This is a genomic window from Streptomyces atratus (assembly GCF_900119365.1).
In the GTDB taxonomy this organism is placed as follows: domain Bacteria; phylum Actinomycetota; class Actinomycetes; order Streptomycetales; family Streptomycetaceae; genus Streptomyces; species Streptomyces atratus_B.
This window is the reverse complement of record NZ_FPJO01000012.1, coordinates 39,253-56,817: the sequence shown is the minus strand read 5'-3', so window position 1 is coordinate 56,817 and position 17,565 is coordinate 39,253. Positions and strand designations below refer to the sequence as shown.

General features: G+C 70.4%; 16 protein-coding genes and 1 pseudogene. 5 read left to right on the top strand and 12 right to left on the bottom strand.

Annotated features, from left to right (window positions below; all coding sequences use genetic code 11):
* Positions 1 to 8: 8 nt before the first annotated feature.
* Positions 9 to 215, bottom strand: coding sequence for an RICIN domain-containing protein (locus BT364_RS21065; RefSeq protein ID WP_072486772.1), 207 nt, complete (start codon positions 213 to 215; stop codon positions 9 to 11).
* Between the two features lie 190 nt (positions 216 to 405).
* Complete coding sequence (locus tag BT364_RS21060) at positions 406 to 1,431, bottom strand: ATP-dependent 6-phosphofructokinase (RefSeq protein WP_072486771.1); 1,026 nt, start codon at positions 1,429 to 1,431, stop codon at positions 406 to 408.
* Between the two features lie 219 nt (positions 1,432 to 1,650).
* On the opposite strand from BT364_RS21060, the gene pta reads away from it, so the two are divergent.
* From pta to pyk, 3 genes are all read left to right on the top strand, one after another.
* Positions 1,651 to 3,777, top strand: coding sequence for a phosphate acetyltransferase (gene pta / locus BT364_RS21055; RefSeq protein WP_072486770.1), 2,127 nt, complete (start codon positions 1,651 to 1,653; stop codon positions 3,775 to 3,777).
* A gap of 4 nt (positions 3,778 to 3,781) precedes the next feature.
* On the top strand, positions 3,782 to 5,053 hold the full coding sequence (locus BT364_RS21050) for an acetate kinase (protein ID WP_072486769.1): 1,272 nt from the start codon (positions 3,782 to 3,784) through the stop codon (positions 5,051 to 5,053).
* A 74-nt stretch (positions 5,054 to 5,127) separates the two neighbouring features.
* A complete protein-coding gene (pyk, locus tag BT364_RS21045; RefSeq protein ID WP_072486768.1) occupies positions 5,128 to 6,558 on the top strand; it encodes a pyruvate kinase in 1,431 nt (476 codons plus the stop codon).
* 108 nt (positions 6,559 to 6,666) lie between these two features.
* Here pyk and BT364_RS21040 read toward each other — a convergent pair whose 3' ends face one another.
* From BT364_RS21040 to BT364_RS21020, 4 genes are all read right to left on the bottom strand, one after another.
* Positions 6,667 to 7,953 carry a hypothetical protein gene (locus tag BT364_RS21040; RefSeq protein WP_072486767.1) on the bottom strand — a complete coding sequence of 429 codons (1,287 nt, stop codon included), beginning with the start codon at positions 7,951 to 7,953 and terminating at the stop codon, positions 6,667 to 6,669.
* Positions 7,943 to 8,518, bottom strand: a complete 576-nt coding sequence (locus tag BT364_RS21035; RefSeq protein ID WP_072486766.1) for a DUF6114 domain-containing protein — start codon at positions 8,516 to 8,518, stop codon at positions 7,943 to 7,945. Before BT364_RS21035 ends, BT364_RS21040 begins: the two co-directional genes overlap by 11 nt.
* 95 nt (positions 8,519 to 8,613) lie before the next feature.
* A complete protein-coding gene (locus tag BT364_RS21030) occupies positions 8,614 to 9,267 on the bottom strand; it encodes a DUF6230 family protein (RefSeq protein ID WP_072486765.1) in 654 nt (217 codons plus the stop codon).
* 599 nt (positions 9,268 to 9,866) lie between these two features.
* Positions 9,867 to 10,844, bottom strand: a complete 978-nt coding sequence (locus BT364_RS21020) for a tetratricopeptide repeat protein (RefSeq protein WP_072486764.1) — start codon at positions 10,842 to 10,844, stop codon at positions 9,867 to 9,869.
* Between the two features lie 317 nt (positions 10,845 to 11,161).
* Here BT364_RS21020 and BT364_RS21015 point away from each other — a divergent pair, with 317 nt between their 5' ends.
* Positions 11,162 to 11,791, top strand: a complete 630-nt coding sequence (locus tag BT364_RS21015) for a TetR/AcrR family transcriptional regulator (protein WP_072486763.1) — start codon at positions 11,162 to 11,164, stop codon at positions 11,789 to 11,791.
* 9 nt (positions 11,792 to 11,800) lie between these two features.
* On the opposite strand, the gene BT364_RS21010 is transcribed toward BT364_RS21015, so the two are convergent.
* The 4 genes from BT364_RS21010 to BT364_RS20995 form a co-directional block, all read right to left on the bottom strand.
* Positions 11,801 to 13,501 carry a coenzyme B12-dependent isobutyryl-CoA mutase large subunit gene (locus BT364_RS21010; protein WP_072486762.1) on the bottom strand — a complete coding sequence of 567 codons (1,701 nt, stop codon included), beginning with the start codon at positions 13,499 to 13,501 and terminating at the stop codon, positions 11,801 to 11,803.
* 262 nt (positions 13,502 to 13,763) lie between these two features.
* On the bottom strand, positions 13,764 to 14,096 hold the full coding sequence (locus BT364_RS21005; RefSeq protein WP_072486761.1) for a DUF3817 domain-containing protein: 333 nt from the start codon (positions 14,094 to 14,096) through the stop codon (positions 13,764 to 13,766).
* Between the two features lie 85 nt (positions 14,097 to 14,181).
* Positions 14,182 to 14,691, bottom strand: coding sequence for a MarR family winged helix-turn-helix transcriptional regulator (locus BT364_RS21000; RefSeq protein WP_072486867.1), 510 nt, complete (start codon positions 14,689 to 14,691; stop codon positions 14,182 to 14,184).
* Positions 14,692 to 14,701: 10 nt separating this feature from the next.
* A complete protein-coding gene (locus BT364_RS20995) occupies positions 14,702 to 16,033 on the bottom strand; it encodes an MFS transporter (protein ID WP_072486760.1) in 1,332 nt (443 codons plus the stop codon).
* Between the two features lie 80 nt (positions 16,034 to 16,113).
* Here BT364_RS20995 and BT364_RS20990 point away from each other — a divergent pair, with 80 nt between their 5' ends.
* Positions 16,114 to 17,115 carry an ArsR/SmtB family transcription factor gene (locus BT364_RS20990; protein WP_072486759.1) on the top strand — a complete coding sequence of 334 codons (1,002 nt, stop codon included), beginning with the start codon at positions 16,114 to 16,116 and terminating at the stop codon, positions 17,113 to 17,115.
* A 49-nt stretch (positions 17,116 to 17,164) separates the two neighbouring features.
* On the opposite strand, the pseudogene BT364_RS20985 reads toward BT364_RS20990, so the two are convergent.
* Positions 17,165 to 17,326 (bottom strand): annotated as a pseudogene (locus BT364_RS20985) (thiamine-binding protein); the annotation flags it as partial.
* Positions 17,327 to 17,352: 26 nt separating this feature from the next.
* The gene (locus tag BT364_RS20980; RefSeq protein ID WP_072486758.1) at positions 17,353 to 17,553 is read right to left on the bottom strand and encodes a hypothetical protein; all 201 of its coding nucleotides are present in this window, start codon (positions 17,551 to 17,553) and stop codon (positions 17,353 to 17,355) included.
* Positions 17,554 to 17,565 lie beyond the last annotated feature (12 nt).

Here is a 17,565-nt window from a genome sequence, read left to right as displayed (position 1 = left end):
GTACGCGCTCAGCCGCCGGCCGATTCCGTGGCCACCGGGTCGAAGGAGAACAGGCTCCCCCGGTCCGCTCCCTCGCAGCTCGCCTGCACCAGCTTGGCGCCGCGCTCCTTGCTGTTCCCCTCGGCACCGACGCACAGCCGGGTGTGGACGGGGCGGATGCGGTACCCCTCGACGGGACGGCCCACCGGCTCGATCAGGATTCCACGCCCGGACAAGGTTGGGACATGTCCGGGACAGGGGCAAGCCTTGTTGATCGGGTCCGCGGGCTCAAGAGTGGTCTCCGGCACCGCGGCCCGTTCCGGATCCGACCATCCGGAACGGCCCCGGGCGCCGGGGGAACGGCAAGCGGCCCTGACCTTCCGCGGGGGGACGGTCAGGGCCGCCAGGGCCTGTCTGACGATGGCCTCAGAAGACCGACTCGGCCTCGTCCATCCGGTCCTTCGGCACCGTCTTGAGCTGTGTGATCGCGTCGGCGAGCGGAACCATCACGATGTCCGTGCCGCGCAGCGCCGTCATCCGGCCGAAGTCGCCCCGGTGCGCCGCCTCGACCGCGTGCCAGCCGAAGCGGGTGGCGAGCACCCGGTCGTACGCGGTCGGCGTGCCGCCCCGCTGCACATGGCCGAGAATGACCGGCCGGGCCTCCTTGCCGAGCCGGGTCTCCAGCTCGATGGCCAGCCGGTTGCCGATGCCCTGGAAGCGCTCGTGGCCGTACTGGTCGATCTCGCCCTTGGCGTACGGCATGGAACCCTCGGCCGGGTGCGCGCCCTCGGCCACGCAGATGACCGCGAACTTCTTGCCGCGCGCGAAGCGTTCCTCGACCATCTTCACCAGGTCCTTGACCTGGAAGCGGCGCTCGGGCAGGCAGATGCCGTGCGCGCCGCCCGCCATCCCGGACTCCAGCGCGATCCAGCCCGCGTGCCGGCCCATCACCTCGACGACCATGACCCGCTGGTGCGACTCGGCGGTGGTCTTGAGGCGGTCTATGGCATCGGTGGCGACGCCCACCGCGGTGTCGAAGCCGAATGTCCGGTCGGTGGCGGAGATGTCGTTGTCGATGGTCTTGGGGACGCCGACGACGGGCATCCCGGCGTCCGACAGCATCCGGGCGGCGGTGAGGGTGCCCTCGCCGCCGATCGGGATGAGGGCGTCCATGCCGTAACGGCGGCTCAGCTCGGCGCAGTTCTCGGCGGCCTCGCGCAGCCGGTCGCGCTCCAGCCGGGCCGAGCCGAGGATGGTGCCGCCGCGGGCGAGGATGCCGCTGACCGCGTTGAGGTCGAGGGGGCGGAAGTGGCCGTCGAGGAGTCCCTTGAACCCGTCCTCGAAGCCGATGACTTCATCGCCGTGCCCCACGACGGCGCGGTGCACGACCGACCGGATCACTGCGTTCAGGCCCGGACAGTCGCCGCCTGCGGTGAGAATTCCGATGCGCATCGTGCTGTGTCTCCTGCTCGCTAGTGTCGTGCATTTCGGGGGATGTCCACTGATTCCCCCTTACCGTGAGCCACAACGATTGTGGCACGTCAGGTCTGGACCTCGCGCTCCCCTCGGCTCCGGTACGGAGGCTGCGCCCGGCGGGCGGCGTCTCGACCCCCGCGGGTATCGTCAACATGGCAATACCATCCCAAACCGAAAGTGGACGGGAGAGCACGCGTGACGCGCAGCGTGTACGTGACCGGGATCGACCGGGGAGACGGCCGTCAGGTCGTCGATCTGGGAGTCATGGAGCTCCTGACACGTCAGGTGGACCGGGTCGGGGTGTTCCGGCCGCTCGTCCACGACGGACCCGATCGCCTGTTCGAGCTGCTGCGGGCCCGTTACCGGCTCCCCCAGGACCCCGATTCGGCCTACGGGCTGGACTACCACGAGGCGTCCGCGTTCCAGGCGGAACAAGGCACGGACGAGCTGGTCTCCCGGCTCGTCGACCGGTTCCACCAGGTGGCACAGAAGTACGAGGTGGTGCTGGTCCTCGGCACCGACTTCGCCGCCACCCAGCTGCCCGACGAGCTGGCGCTCAACGCCCGCCTGGCCAATGAGTTCGGCGCCTCGGTGATCGCGGTGGTCGGCGGGAAGGGACAGACCGCGGAGTCGGTGCGGGCCGAGGCCCGCAACGCCTACCGCGCCTACGCCGGACTGGGCTGCGACGTCGTCTCGGTGATCGTGAACCGGGTGGCGTCCGAGGACCGCGACGACATCGCGGAGCGGCTGACGGCCACTCTCCCCGTCCCCTGTTCGGTCCTGCCCGACGACGCGGCGCTCTCCGCGCCGACCGTCGCCCAGATCACCTCGGCCCTCGGCGGCACGGTCCTGCTCGGCGACGACTCCGGGCTGGCGCGGGACGCCCTGGACTTCGTCTTCGGCGGCGCGATGCTGCCGACCATGCTGAACGCGCTGACGCCGGGCTGCCTGGTGGTCACGCCCGGGGACCGGGCGGACCTGGTGGTCGGCTCGCTGGCCGCGCACAGCGCCGGCACCCCGCCCATCGCGGGGGTGCTGCTGACCCTGGACGAGCGCCCCGGCGAGGAGATACTCAGGCTGGCCGCGCGACTCGCACCGGGCACCCCGGTCGTGTCGGTGGCCGGCGGATCCTTCCCCACCGCGGCCCGCCTCTTCGCCCTGGAAGGCAAGTTGAACGCCGCGACGCCCCGCAAGGCGGAGACCGCGCTGGGCCTCTTCGAGCGCCATGTGGACACCGGCGCCCTGCTGGAGCGGATCTCGGTGGCCCGCAGCGGCCGCGTCACCCCGATGATGTTCGAACACGAACTGCTGGAGCAGGCCCGCGCAGACCGGCGCCGGGTCGTCCTGCCGGAGGGCACCGAGGAACGGGTGCTGCGCGCCGCCGACGTACTGCTGCGCCGCGACGTCTGCGACCTCACTCTGCTCGGCGACCCCGACGTCATCCGCAAGAAGGCCGCCGACCTCGGCATCGATCTCGTCGGCACCCAGCTCATCGACCCGCAGACCTCCGAGCTGCGCCAGACCTTCGCCGAGCGGTACGCGCAGCTGCGGGCGCACCGCGGGGTCACGGTGGAGCTGGCGTACGACGTCGTCGCGGACGTCAACTACTTCGGCACCCTGATGGTCCAGGAGGGGCTCGCGGACGGCATGGTCTCCGGAGCCGTGCACTCCACCGCGGCGACCATCCGCCCGGCGTTCGAGATCATCAAGACCGAGGCAGCCGGGCGAAGCTCGTCGGGCAGGGCGGTGGCGGGCGACGGGAGGGCGAAGCCGGACGCCTCGATCGTCTCCTCCGTCTTCTTCATGTGCCTGGCCGACAAGGTGCTGGTGTACGGCGACTGCGCGGTCAATCCGGACCCTGACGCGGAGCAGCTCGCCGACATCGCGGTGCAGTCGGCCGCCACCGCCGCCCGCTTCGGGGTGGACCCGCGGATCGCGATGCTGTCGTACTCGACGGGCACCTCCGGCTCGGGCGCCGATGTCGACAAGGTGCGCGAGGCGACGGACCGGGTACGGGCGAGCCGGCCGGACCTCAGGATCGAGGGCCCGATCCAGTACGACGCCGCGGTGGAGCCGAGCGTCGCCGCGACGAAGCTGCCCGGCTCCGAGGTGGCGGGCCAGGCGACGGTGCTGATCTTCCCGGACCTGAACACCGGCAACAACACCTACAAGGCCGTGCAGCGCTCGGCGGGCGCGGTGGCCGTCGGGCCGGTGCTCCAGGGGCTGCGCAAGCCCGTCAACGACCTGTCCCGCGGCGCGCTCGTCCAGGACATCGTCAATACCGTGGCCATCACGGCGATCCAGGCGCAGGGCAAGGAGTGAACGGATGACCATCCCGACCACCGAGGGCTCCGCCGGGACGGGCGCGTACCGCGTGCTGGTCCTCAACTCGGGCTCCTCGTCGGTGAAGTACCAGCTGCTGGACATGAGCGACCGCACCCGGCTCGCGGTGGGGCTGGTCGAGCGGATCGGCGAGGAGACCTCCCGGCTGGTGCACACCCCGCTGGTCGGCGGTGGCGCCGAGCGGCGCGAGCGCACCGGCCCGATCGCCGACCACGAGGCGGCGCTCAAGGCGGCGGCGGAGGAACTGGCGGCCGACGGGCTCGGCCTGGACTCCCCGCAGCTCGCGGCGATCGGCCACCGGGTGGTGCACGGGGGGCTGCGGTTCACCGAGCCCGTGGTGATCGACGACGAGGTGCTGAAGGAGATCGAGCGTCTGATCCCGGTGGCCCCGCTGCACAATCCGGCGAACATCACCGGTATCCGTACCGCCCGGGCCATGCGGCCGGACCTGCCGCAGGTGGCGGTCTTCGACACGGCCTTCCACACGACGATGCCGGAGTACGCGGCGCGGTACGCGATCGACACGGAGACCGCCGACGCGCACCGCATCCGGCGCTACGGATTCCACGGCACCTCGCACGCGTACGTCTCCCGCAGGACCGCCGAGCTCCTCGGGCGCACCCCCGAGGAGGTCAATGTCATCGTGCTGCACCTGGGCAACGGCGCCTCGGCCTCGGCGGTGGCCGGTGGCCGGTGCGTGGAGACCTCGATGGGGCTGACCCCCCTGGAGGGGCTGGTGATGGGCACCCGCTCCGGGGACATCGATCCGGCCGTCACCTTCCACCTCATGCGGGTCGCGGGGATGTCGGCGGACGAGATCGACGCGCTGCTCAACAAGAAGAGCGGTCTGGTCGGCCTCTGCGGCGACAACGACATGCGGGAGATCCGGCGCCGGATCGACGAGGGCGACGAGCGCGCGGCGCTGGCGTTCGACATCTATGTGCACCGGCTGAAGAAGTACATCGGCGCCTATTCGGCGGTCCTCGGCCGGGTGGATGCCGTGGTGTTCACGGCGGGGGTCGGGGAGAACTCGGCACCGGTGCGGGAGGCTGCCGTCGCCGGTCTCGAGGAGCTCGGCCTGGCAGTGGACGCGGACCTGAACGGCGTGCGGTCCGACGAGCCCCGGCTGATCTCGCCGGACTACGCGCGGGTCGCGGTCGCCGTGGTGCCGACGGACGAGGAGCTGGAGATCGCCGTCCAGACCTTCGCGCTCGTCGGACAGGCCCGCGGCGCCCTGGGACAGGTCCACAACTGAGCACCCCCGCGCCCCTTTGTACCTTCCACCAGACGGAATATTCCGTAGCGAAACAAACCGATAGGATCCGCCGCATGCGCCGTTCCAAAATCGTCTGCACACTCGGTCCCGCCGTCGACTCCCACGAGCAGCTCGTCGCTCTGATCGAGGCCGGCATGAGCGTGGCCCGTTTCAACTTCAGTCACGGCAGCCACGAGGAGCACCAGAGTCGTTACGACCGGGTCCGCAAGGCCGCCGCCGAGACCGGCCGCGCGATCGGCGTGCTCGCCGACCTCCAGGGCCCGAAGATCCGCCTGGCCAAGTTCGCCGAGGGCCCGGTCGAGCTGGTCCGCGGGGACGAGTTCACGATCACCGCGGAGGACGTCCCCGGTGACAAGTCGGTCTGCGGTACGACCTACAAGGGCCTGCCCGGCGACGTCACCAAGGGCGACCCGATCCTGATCAACGACGGCAACGTCGAACTGAAGGTCGTCGCGGTCGAGGGCCCCCGGGTGAAGACCATCGTCATCGAGGGCGGTGTCATCTCCGACCACAAGGGCATCAACCTGCCCGGCGCGGCGGTCAACGTCCCGGCCCTGTCCGAGAAGGACGTCGACGACCTGCGGTTCGCCCTGCGGATGGGCTGCGACCTGGTGGCGCTCTCCTTCGTGCGGGACGCCAACGACATCAAGGACGTCCACAAGGTGATGGACGAGGAGGGCCGCCGGGTCCCCGTCATCGCCAAGGTCGAGAAGCCGCAGGCCGTCGAGCACATGGAGGGCGTCGTCATGGCGTTCGACGGTGTGATGGTCGCCCGTGGCGACCTGGCCGTCGAGTACCCCCTGGAGAAGGTCCCGATGGTGCAGAAGCGCCTGGTGGAGCTCTGCCGGCGGAACGCCAAGCCGGTGATCGTCGCGACCCAGATGATGGAGTCGATGATCACCAACTCGCGGCCGACGCGCGCCGAGGCGTCCGACGTCGCCAACGCGATCCTGGACGGCGCGGACGCGGTCATGCTGTCGGCCGAGTCCAGCGTGGGCGCGTACCCGATCGAGACGGTCAAGACGATGTCGAAGATCGTCGTCGCCGCCGAGGAGGAGCTGCTCTCCAAGGGCCTGCAGCCGCTGGTGCCGGGCAAGAAGCCGCGCACCCAGGGCGGTTCGGTGGCCCGCGCGGCCTGCGAGATCGCGGACTTCCTGAACGGCAGGGCGCTGGTCGCCTTCACCAAGTCCGGTGACACCGCCCGCCGGCTCTCCCGCTACCGCGCGGCGCAGCCCATCCTGGCGTTCACCACGGACGAGTCCACCCGCAACCAGCTCGCGCTGAGCTGGGGCGTCGAGGCCCACGTCGTGCCGCACGTGGACAACACGGACGCGATGGTCGACCTGGTCGACGGCGAGCTGCTGAAGCTGGGCCGCTACAACGAGGGCGACACCATGGTCATCACGGCCGGCTCGCCCCCCGGCATCCCGGGCACGACCAACATGGTCCGGGTGCACCACGTCGGCGGCGGCGCACGCGACTGACGCGTCCGGCACCTGTGAGCACGACTGTGGGCCCCCGGACAGGCTCCAGAGCCTCTCGCTTGGATCATGCCGGGCTCGCGGGGTCCGGCCTGATCCAAACGAAAGACCCTACCTGTTGCCGCCGGTGAAGTAGTTGTGCAGCCCGGGGACCTTGAGCGTCCCGCCGAACTGGCCGGCCTGGGTCACCTTGACCTTGGTGAAGAAGGCGAAGGGGACGTTGAGCGGAGGCGGTGTCTCCGGGCTGAACGTCACCGGGATGAGACCGAAGAGGTTGCCCTTCAGCTCCTCCGTGTACATCGTCACCGTGCCGTTGCGGATGGTGGACTTGGAGCCCTTCCGCGCCTCGACATGGGCCGTCGTACCGGCCGGACCGACGGTCTTCTGGTGGAGGTTGTCGATGTCGATGGAGCTCGCGGTGAACTTCAGCGCCTTCTTGACGGTGCCGTCGTACGTCTTCACCTCGACGATGCCCTTGTAGTCGAGCCCGTTGAGGGTGAGCATCGAGCTCTCCAGGATCCACGGGTCGTTCGGGAGCAGCGGGATGCCCGTCTCCAGATCGGCCGCGGCGAGCGCCTTCGGGTCGGCGGTCGGACACGGGAAGCGCTCCTTGGCGCCGTCCGGGATGTCCTCGTCCTTCTTGGCGTCGAGCCCCTTGACGCTGTCGTCGAGCTCCTCGACCGTCTTGCCGGCCTTGCCCGCGGCCTCGCGGATCGCGGAGGCGGTCTTGTCGGCCGTCTCCTTCGCCGCGTCGGTGGCCTTCTCGACGGGCTTCTCGGCGGGCTTCTCGGCGGGCTTCTCGGCGGGCTTCTCGGCGGTGTCGGTTGCCGACGGCTTCGGGGTCGCGGTGCTCGCGCTCGGGGACGGGCTCGCCGTCTCCTTGTCCGGTCCGTCGAAGAGGTCCCTGAGCGCGTCGCCGACGCCCAGCGGGTCGAGCGGGTTCCTCGTCTCCGTGGGAGTGGGCGAGGCACTCGGCGTGGCAGCGGGGGCCTCGGCCGCGGCGGCCTTCGTCTGCGGCTCGGCCTTGTCGCTCGCGGACGGGGTCGCCGAGGGCTTCGGGGTCGCCGCGTCGCCCTTGTCACCGGAGTCGGTGGCGGACGGGGACGGGCTCGGCGACTTCGACACGGACGGCGAGGGCTCCTCGCTCGGCTCGTCGGAGCGGGTCACACAGGGGCCGGGCGCGAAGGGGATGTCCGAACTGTCGTCGGCCAGCGCGAGCTTGGGGGTGAGCCCCATGCCCACGAAGACGGCCGTCGGCATCGCGGCGAGCGCGAACGCCTTGCCCGCGGGAATGTGCAGCTTCGTCAGCAACGACTTCCTGGGAGCCGCGTGGCGCGGTCCGCTTCTCGTACCGGGGCCCTCCCCGGCCGAGTTCAGCTCCGTCTCGTCACCCCGCACGATGCCTCCCGCCGTCGACCTCAACTGTCGTGTCGTACTGCTCCGGCTGCTGCTGGGGCACCGCTGCCGTGCTGTGGAACTCAGGTCCGGACCCCTGCGTCCCGGGGCCGGTCTCCCCGGACTTCGCCCCCGCCACGCCGGCCGGCACGAGCTCGGGCCCGGGCGCCGGTTCGCCCGGGGCCCAGGAGACGGAGAGCGCTCCGCCCAGCAGGGCGAACAGGAAGCCGACCAGGAATCCGCCGATGTTGGCGACCGGTATCGAGATCAGCGCCAGCAGGATCGCGGCGACTCCGGCGAACACCCTCACGATGTGGTGGAACCACATGGTGAGGCCCAGCGTGACGAGCAGGATCCCGATGATCAGGGAACCGGCACCGGCGGTCGTGGACATCGCCAGCGTGACGTTGCCGAGGTGCATGTTGGCGTACGGGAAGTACGCGATGGGCAGACCACCCACCATGGTGAACAGGCCCGCCCAGAAGGGCCGGTTACCCCGCCAGGTGCGGAATCCCCGCCAGAAGACGCGGAGGTAGTGCTCGTTCTGCCCTGTGGACTCGGGGCTCATGGAAAACAGCTCCCTGGAACCGGTACTGCTGTGAGAAGAGAAAGGGTGGGCAGCCGGAGGCCCGTTGAGGGCACCCCGGCCGCCCGGTCGAGCGCTTAGTAGCACTCCTTGACGCCCGACTTCAGCCGCAGGCTCAGGTCGCTGAGCTTGAAGGTGCCTGCGGTGGTCGCCCACGCCGTCTGCTTCACGCCGGTCAGCTTCGCCACCTCGGCGCGCTGCGCGAAGCCGTTCGGGTTCGCCCGGGTCTTCGGCTGGATGCCGATCGACTCAGGGTTGTTCGGGTTCTTGAGGGAACCGGCGGCAACACCGATGTCGATGTTCGTGAACTCGGCGTCCGCGTCGAGCTCGGCGATATCCAGGTACAGATTGGTCGCCTCGACCGGCTTGTTCGGGTCAGTACCCGCGTGCAGCTGCAGCGTGACATTGCCGAGGCCGAACGGAAGGTTCGGAGTGACCACCGACTGGCACATGTTGGTGATCGTGGCATCGCTGAAGCCCGACACGGCAACAGCGTGAGCCTCGTCCTCGCCCTCAAGGCTCTTACCGGTGGCCACCGAGCCGTACTGCACGAAGTTGTGGCCGACGAGACTGTCCGTACGCACCTTGAAGCTCTGGCCGGACACGCTGAAGGACGCCGCGAGGGCACCCTGCGCGAGACCGACACCCACCGCCGCGGTCGCGACGACGCTCGGCACCATGACGAGAGCGAAACGCTTCCATCTGGTGCCGCCACGAACCTGGGAACTCATATTTTTTCCTCCTTCTCGGACGTACATCTCCGGTCCGGGCCTGGGCCCGTCCTGGGATGGGAGAAGTGCTACGTCCTCGGCAAGGAGAGCGCCTGCGCACGGAGGCATGAACCGCGTCCGAATCACCGGCGATCACCCCCGAGCGACAACCACTGGCCACGCAAGCGCGCGACCTGTTCGGACAGGCCCTGCCGGACGACAGGAACCCCCCTGTCCGGAACCGGCGCCACTGCGCCGGCCCACTCGGTGGGGACCCAACGGGGCCGCCGCACCGACTGGCAGCCGGGCTGGCGTTATTGGACCGAGCGTGGCCGATCGTGGTGCATTCCCGCCCGTGGCACAAGGGGGTTCGTTACTCGCTAGTAACGGCCCGATAACCGATGCGCGACCGGCTGGTACCGCCCGGCCACACAGGGTGGTGCCGGACCGAAGGACGAAAGGGAGGATCGGGTCGTCAATACGGACAGATCCCAGTGCGCGATTTACTGCGAGTAACAGGCCCTCGCTTTATCAAGATTTGGTAAAGCAGAGGCGTCTCTTATCGCCCGATCGCGAAAACGGCCGCGGTCCCCCGAAGGGCACCGCGGCCGCTTGTCACATCAGAACAAGACCCGCGCCAGCGCCGCACGCGCGGCGCCGACCCGTGGATCGTCGGGGCCGATCACCTCGAACAGCTCCAGCAGCCGCACCCGCGCGGTGTCCCGGTCGTCACCGAAGTTGCGCCGCACCGTCTCGACGAGCCGGCCGAAGGCGTCCTCGACATGACCGCCGACCAGATCCAGATCGGCGGCGGCGAGCTGCGCGGTGACATCGGCCGGGTTCGCGGCGGCGTCCTCACGGACCCGCTGCGCGTCCATGTCCTTGACGCGGGAGAGGAGTTCGGCCTGGGCGAGGCCGAGCTTGGCCTCCGTGTTGGCCGGGTCGTCGGACAGGACGTTCTTGTACGCCTGGACGGCACCGGCGAAGTCGTCGGCGTCCAGGGCCTGTACGGCGGCTTCGAGCAGGGCGTCGTACGGCCCCGCGGGCGCCTCGGCCGGAGCCTGGTCGGCGGCCTCGGCGGCGGCGTCCTGGTCGACCACGATCCCGGTGAGCCCGAACCGCTCCTCGCCGACCTGGATCAGCTGGTCCAGCGTCTGCCGGATCTGGGCCTCGGGAGCCGCGCCCTGGAAGAGCGGGAGGGCCTGCCCGGCGACGACGGCGAAGACCGCCGGGATTCCCTGGATGCCGAACTGCTGCATCAGCATCTGGTTGGCGTCGACATCGACCTTGGCCAGCACGAAGCGGCCCTTGTACTCCAGGGCCAGGCGCTCCAGGAGCGGACCCAGCTGCTTGCACGGCTCGCACCACTCGGCCCAGAAGTCGATGACGACCGGGACCTCGGCGGAACGCTGGAGGACCTCGTTCTCGAAGCCCGCCTCATCGACATCGATCACCAGGGCGGAGGGCGGTACGGCACCGCCGCCACCCTGCCGGGCGGCCTCGGCACGGGCCTGCTCCGCCTTCACCTTGGCCTCGCCGGCCGCCTTCACCGCGGCGAGGTCGACGACGCCGCTCATGGACATGTTCCTAGGCTGCATACGTACATCCTCCCCCCTTGGTGCGCCGATCCGGAAAGCGATACGGAAACCGCGCCCGTCCGCCACCCCCGCCGGAGTGCGAGGTGCACGGACAGACACGGCCCGAGGGCCCCTGAAAGACCCGTTCCGGCGCCGGGTCCCCACCCGGTGCCTGTGGCTGTCAATCGGTTGCGGCGTCACGACGGCACGGCCGTCGTCCTTACGCTACGCCCCGTAGCGTAACTGCCCGGTACCCCTCGCGCACAGGTGCGTTCGGTGATCTGTCTCACGGCGATCGAGACCGGCCCGTTCTACTTACTGACCGGTATGGTCGCGGCATGCTGAGCCGCAGCCACCCCAAACCCCTTCGAACGGGACGCCCGCGCAGCGCCGCGGCCGATGAAGCGATCCTGGAGGCGACCAGGGCCTCCCTGGTCGACCTCGGCTGGTCGAAGCTGACGATGGGCGATGTGGCGACGCGGGCCGGGGTGGCCAAGACGACCCTGTACCGGCGGTGGGCGGGCAAGAACGAGCTGGTCGTGGACGCCGTCGCGGTCCTCTTCGACGAGCTGGAGATGCCCGATCTGGGCAGCCTGTCGGCCGATGTTCAGGCGGTGGTGCTGCAGTTCGCCGCGCTGCTGGAACGGCCGGAGACCCGTACGGCGCTGATGGCGGTGGTCGCGGAGTCGACGCGCGACGAGGCGCTGCGCACCCGGATCCGCGACTCGATCGTGGACCGGCAGAAGCGGCTGGTGCTCCAGGGCCGTCAACGGGCCCAGGAACGGGGGGAGTTGCCCGTCGAGGAGGATGAGGAGGCGGCGTCGGCGACCGCCGACCTGATCTTCGACGTGATCGCCGGCGCGGTCGTGCACCGGGCACTGGTGAGCGCCGAGCCCATCGATGCCGACTGGGCCCGGCGCTTCACCGCACTGCTGCTCGCGGGGCTGGAGGCGGCGGCCTCCTCGTAGGACCTTCCGTCAGAAGCCGGGCGGCTCCGTGTAGGTGCCCCACTCCTCGCGCAGGACGCCGCAGATCTCACCGAGGGTCGCCTCGGCCCGCACCGCGTCGAGCATCGGCGCGATCATGTTGGAGCCGTCGCGGGCGGCGGCCAGCATCGCGTCCAGCGCCGACTTCACCCGGGCGTCGTCCCGGGCGTCCTTGCGGTCTCCGAGCACCCGGACCTGCTCGCGCTCGACCTCGTGGCTGACCCGCAGGATCTCCAGGTCGCCGGTGACCGAGCCGTGGTGGACGTTGACGCCGACGACCCTCTTGTCGCCCTTCTCCAGCGCCTGCTGGTAGCGGAAGGCGGACTCGGCGATCTCGCCGGTGAACCAGCCGTCCTCGATGCCGCGCAGGATGCCGGAGGTGATGGGCCCGATGGGGTGCTGCCCGTCCGGGTGGGCCCGGGTGCCGCGCTCCTTGATCTGATCGAAGATCTTCTCGGCGTCGGCCTCGATCCGGTCGGTGAGCTGCTCGACGTACCAGGAACCGCCCAGCGGGTCGGCCACGTTGGCGACGCCGGTCTCCTCCATCAGCACCTGCTGGGTGCGCAGCGCGATCTCGGCGGCCTGCTCGGAGGGGAGCGCGAGGGTCTCGTCGAGGGCGTTGGTGTGCAGCGAGTTGGTGCCGCCGAGGACCGCGGAGAGCGCCTCGACCGCGGTGCGTACGACGTTGTTGTACGGCTGCTGGGCGGTGAGCGAGACACCGGCGGTCTGGGTGTGGAATCGGAGCCACTGCGCCTTGTCGGTCTTGGCGCCGTAGGTCTCCTTCATCCAGCGGGCCCAGATCCGGCGGGCCGCGCGGAACTTGGCGATCTCCTCGAAGAAGTCGAGGTGCGCGTCGAAGAAGAAGGAGAGACCGGGCGCGAAGGTGTCGACGTCCAGACCGCGGGAGAGGCCGAGCTCCACGTAGCCGAAGCCGTCGGCGAGGGTGTACGCGAGCTCCTGCGCGGCCGTCGCCCCGGCTTCACGGATGTGGTAGCCGGAGACGGAGAGCGGCTTGTAGGCGGGGATGTCGCGGGCGCAGTGCTCCATCAGGTCGCCGATGAGGCGCAGATGGGGCTCGGGCTGGAAGAGCCACTCCTTCTGCGCGATGTACTCCTTGAAGATGTCGGTCTGGAGCGTGCCGTTGAGCACGCCCGGGTCGACGCCCTGGCGCTCGGCGGCAACCAGGTACATGCAGAAGACGGGCACGGCCGGGCCGCTGATCGTCATGGACGTCGTGACATCGCCGAGCGGGATGTCCTTGAAGAGGACCTCCATGTCGGCGGCGGAGTCGATGGCCACGCCGCAGTGCCCGACCTCGCCGAGCGAACGGGGGTCGTCGGAGTCGCGGCCCATCAGCGTCGGCATGTCGAAGGCGACACTGAGCCCGCCGCCGCCAGCGGCGAGGATCATCTTGTAGCGCTCGTTGGTCTGCTCGGCGTTGCCGAAGCCGGCGAACTGGCGGATGGTCCAGGTCCGGCCGCGGTAGCCGGTGGGGTAGAGCCCCCGGGTGAAGGGGTACTCGCCGGGCCAGCCGATCCGCTCGAATCCCTCGTACGTGTCCCCGGGGCGGGGGCCGTACGCGGGCTCCACGGGATCCCCGGAGAGTGTGGTGAAGTCCGCGTCACGCTTGCGGGCCTTGTCGTAACGGGCCTGCCAGCGGCGGCGGCCTTCCTCGATCGCGTCAGCGTCCATACCATCGAATTTACTAGGACGTCCTAGTAAATGTCGATGGCAAACCGCCCGGTGCTTCGCACGGGGCGGTTCGGGCGGCGCGGACCGGGGCCTTTCGTTTGGATCAGGCCGGATCAGGGAGCGGGGTCCGGTGCGTGCGATCGCAAGGCGGAGGAGGGAGTCGACGCGGAGCGTCGGCGACCGACGACAACGCGGCGAGCGCGCGTGCCGGACCCCGCGACCCCGGCCTGATCCAAACGAAAGGCCCTAGGGTCCTGCCGGGTCAGGCCTTGGCGGTCGCGGGGGCGCCGTCGACGATCAGCGGCTCGACCTCGCGGACGACCTTGCGCTCGACGAAGAACGCGGCCGTCGGGATGGTGCCGGAGACCAGCACCCAGAGAAGCTTGCCCATCGGCCACTTCGCCTTGGAGCCGAGGTCGAAGGCGAAGATCAGGTAGATGATGTAGAGCACACCGTGGATCTGGGAGACGACGAGCGTCAGGCCCTCGCCCTTGTCGAAGCCGTACTTGAAGACCATGCAGGTGCAGAGCACCAGCAACATGACGGCGGTGACGTAGGCCATCACCCGGTACCGGGTCAGCACACTGCGTTTCATGGCACCGAGCGTAACCGGACGGCCGGGGCGATCTTGCAGCGGGCCGGGCTCTCGAAACGCCGTTCTACGCCCCGTGCTTCTTCCGCTACGCCTCTTCGAAATCCTGGGCGGCGATCCGCAGCGGGCGCAGCATGGCGAAGATCTCCGCGCACTCCTCGGCGTCGTACACACCGAGCCCGAACTCCATGTCGACCAGGTCCTTGGTCGCCGCCTCGACGACCTCGCGGCCCTTCTCGGTGATGGAGGCGAGGGTGCCGCGGCCGTCGTTGGGGTTGGGGCGCTTGGCGACCAGGCCGGAGCGCACGAGCCGGTCCACGGTGTTGGTGACGGAGGTGGGGTGGACCATGAGCCGCTCGCCGATCTTGGACATCGGCAGCTCACCAGCCTTGGAGAAGGTGAGCAGCACCAGTGCCTCGTACCGCGCGAAGGTCAGTCCGTACGGTTTGACGACCGCGTCGACCTCGGCGAGCAGGATCTGCTGGGCGCGCATGATCGAGGTGATCGCCCCCATCGAGGGCACGGGGCCCCAGCGCTGCTGCCAGAGTTCGTCGGCGCGGGCGATGGGGTCGAAGGGGAGACTGAGCGGCTTCGGCACGGCACCGACCTTACCCACTGGTCATATGCTGGTCAGCCCCGTCTCGAACTTCGGTCCGAACAGGGCGGGCGGGGGCGGTCCTCCTGACCTCCAGGACGAGCGGAAGCAGACAGAGGGCGCCGACCGCACCGGCTCCGGCGACCACCTGGTGCACGGGGAGGAACTCGGCAGCGAGCCCGGCGAGGGCCATGCCGACCCCCTGGAGCGTCATCAGCCCGGCGGTGAGCAGGGTCATGGCCCGGCCGCGGAGCGCTTCCGGTACGGCGGCCACGAGCCACTGGTCGAGGCCGATGACGTAGGCCGATCCCGCCCCGGCCAGGGCCAGCGCGAGCACGGCCACGGCCATGCCGGGGCGGAACCCGTACACCACCAGCGGCAGCAGCCCCGCGGCGGCGACCGGCAGCACGATCAGGGAGCGCCGTCGGGGGGTCAGCGCGGTGCCCACGTACAGCTCGGCGGCGATCTGTCCGACCGGCATCGCACACATCAGCATGCCGAGCGCGACCGGTCCCACGCCGATCTCGTCCGCGTACGGTGCGGCGAGCGCCTCCGGTGCGACGACGAACATCGGGGGCAGCCAGAACAGCAGCATCAGCCCGCGGATCCTGCGGTCGGCGAGGACGGTGCGGGCGCCGGAGAGCGACTCCCTCAGCAGGGCGCCGCCGCCGTCGCCGCCGGACCTGGCCGGCCGGGCGCGGGTGCCGAAGCGGAGCAGGGCCGCCGAGCAGAGGAAGGTCACCGCGGTGACCGTGATCGCGCCGCGCGGGGACAGTGCGGCGAGCAGCACACCGCCCAGACCGAAGCCGGCGAGCAGCGCGCTCTGCGAGACGATCCGAAGCAGCGAGCGGCCGAGGACGTAGAGATCGCCCTCGCCCAGGATGTCGGTGAGCGCGGCCATCCTGGTCCCGGTGAAGACGGGTGACACGGCGGCGATCACGCAGCGCAGCGCGAGCAGTCCGCCGACCGGGGTGCCCGGCAGCACCATCACGGTGACGCAGCCCGCGCAGATCAGATCGCAGACGACGAGGACGCGGCGGGCGGGATACCGGTCGGCGACCCCGGCGAAGAGGGTGCCTCCGACGAGGTACGGGAGCAGGCCGAGCGCGAAGGTGAGGGCGCTGAGCAGGGGCGATCCGGTGAGGCCGTACACGAGGACGGTCAGCGCGAGTTCGCTGACGACGACGCCGAGCAGGGAGAGCAGATGGGCGAGGAAGACCGCCCGGAACTCCCGCACCGCGAAGACCGGACCGTAGCCGCGGGAAGCGGGAGACACGGGGGACGCGGTTGTCGCCTCCGCCACGTCTCGCGGGTGGTCCATCGGGTTTTCGGCGTCTGTCGGCATGGACGGCATCCTGCTGGGCCGGGGCGCTTCCTCCGTAGACTTTCGGCCCACACCGAAAGTCGGCGAGCGGGGGCCGCGTTATGCCGTTCCATCTCCATCTCGACGAGAGCGACCTGCTCCGCTGCCGGTTCGCGCTCTCACCGCTCTGGGAGACCCAGGCCGCCGTGCGGGTCCTGGCCCAGCCCGAGCGGCACGGCTACCACCTGCCGTGGCTCCGGCTGATCCGGGGCGCGGCCGCCGGGCTCGATCTCTCTCCGCTGTGGCTGCTGATGGCGCGGCACGGGCACAACCCGGACTTCTTCAGCCCGCCGCCGTCCGGACCGGCCACCACCTTCGAGGAGGAGATCACGGGCGTGCGGTCCGTCGATCCCGAACTCGCCCGCCAGGACCTCGCGCTGGCACTGGCGGACCGGCCGGAGGTGCTGCACTCCCCCGCCGGGCGGGCGATGCTCGCCGATCCGGCCCGGACCGCCCGGGAGCTGGCCGATCTGCTGGAGCGGGCCTGGCGGGTGCTGGTCGAGCCGCACTGGCCGCGCCTGCGCGCCCTGCTGGAGGCGGACATCGCCTACCACTCGCGGCGGCTGGCCGCGGTCGGTTTCGAACGGTTGCTGGGTGAGCTGAGCCCCCAGCTGAGCTGGTCGGAGTCGACGCTCACCATCGTCGGGACGCGCGGCCGGCACACCCGGGTCCTGGGCGGGCAGGGGCTCGTCCTGATTCCCAGCGTCTTCTGCTGGCCGGACGCGGTCAGCGGCTTCGAGCCGCCGTGGCAGCCGGCGATCATCTACCCGGCGCGCGGGATCGGCGGGCTGTGGGCGGAGTCCGCCGACCGCACCCCGCAGGTGCTCGCCCGGCTGCTCGGCCGGGGGCGGGCCGATGTGCTGTGCGCGCTCGACGAGCCGGTCGGCACCAGCGCGCTCGCACACCGGCTGGGCCTCGCGCCCTCCTCCGTGTCGGAGCATTTGTCGGTGCTGCGCGCGGCCGGGCTGCTCACCTCGCGCCGGTACGGACATCAGGTGCTGTACGAGCGGACGCCGCTCGGGATCGCCCTGGCGGTACCGGCGGAGCACGGCGGGCAGGAATGAGACGAGCCCCGGCCGAGTGGGCCGGGGCTCGTCGGATGCGGGACGGACGTCAGTCCGCGAGGTACCGCTCGACCGTCTCGACCTTGGAGGTCAGTCCGTCGGTGACGCCGGGGCGGATGTCGGCCTTCAGCACGAGGGAGACCCGTCCGGCGCGGGCCTCGACGGCGGCGACGGCCCGCTTGACGACGTCCATGACCTCGGCCCATTCGCCATGTGCGCCGATGTCGTCGCGCGCGATCACCCGTGCCCCTCCGGGTGTCGCTTCATGTAGACGTTGCAGTCGGACACGGTGGTCATGTCTCCGCCGGTGCGCGCACGGTCCCGCACGTTCGCGAGTTCTGTGCAGCCCGGACACCCCTCCACCGGGGTCGGCTCCAGCTCCGTACGTAACGGCAGTTCCACCGGCATGGTCTGGTAACGCGTCGGTTCGGTTGTCATGCCAAGCGACGC

Coding starts and splice junctions, on each gene's coding strand:
- BT364_RS21060 (WP_072486771.1), bottom strand. CDS start 1,431: ATGCGCATCGGAATTCTCACCGCAGGCGGCGACTGTCCGGGCCTGAAC.
- BT364_RS21050 (WP_072486769.1), top strand. CDS start 3,782: ATGACCATCCCGACCACCGAGGGCTCCGCCGGGACGGGCGCGTACCGC.
- pyk (WP_072486768.1), top strand. CDS start 5,128: ATGCGCCGTTCCAAAATCGTCTGCACACTCGGTCCCGCCGTCGACTCC.
- BT364_RS21035 (WP_072486766.1), bottom strand. CDS start 8,518: ATGAGCCCCGAGTCCACAGGGCAGAACGAGCACTACCTCCGCGTCTTC.
- BT364_RS21030 (WP_072486765.1), bottom strand. CDS start 9,267: ATGAGTTCCCAGGTTCGTGGCGGCACCAGATGGAAGCGTTTCGCTCTC.
- BT364_RS21020 (WP_072486764.1), bottom strand. CDS start 10,844: ATGCAGCCTAGGAACATGTCCATGAGCGGCGTCGTCGACCTCGCCGCG.
- BT364_RS21015 (WP_072486763.1), top strand. CDS start 11,162: ATGCTGAGCCGCAGCCACCCCAAACCCCTTCGAACGGGACGCCCGCGC.
- BT364_RS21010 (WP_072486762.1), bottom strand. CDS start 13,501: ATGGACGCTGACGCGATCGAGGAAGGCCGCCGCCGCTGGCAGGCCCGT.
- BT364_RS21005 (WP_072486761.1), bottom strand. CDS start 14,096: ATGAAACGCAGTGTGCTGACCCGGTACCGGGTGATGGCCTACGTCACC.
- BT364_RS20995 (WP_072486760.1), bottom strand. CDS start 16,033: ATGCCGACAGACGCCGAAAACCCGATGGACCACCCGCGAGACGTGGCG.
- BT364_RS20990 (WP_072486759.1), top strand. CDS start 16,114: ATGCCGTTCCATCTCCATCTCGACGAGAGCGACCTGCTCCGCTGCCGG.
- BT364_RS20980 (WP_072486758.1), bottom strand. CDS start 17,553: ATGACAACCGAACCGACGCGTTACCAGACCATGCCGGTGGAACTGCCG.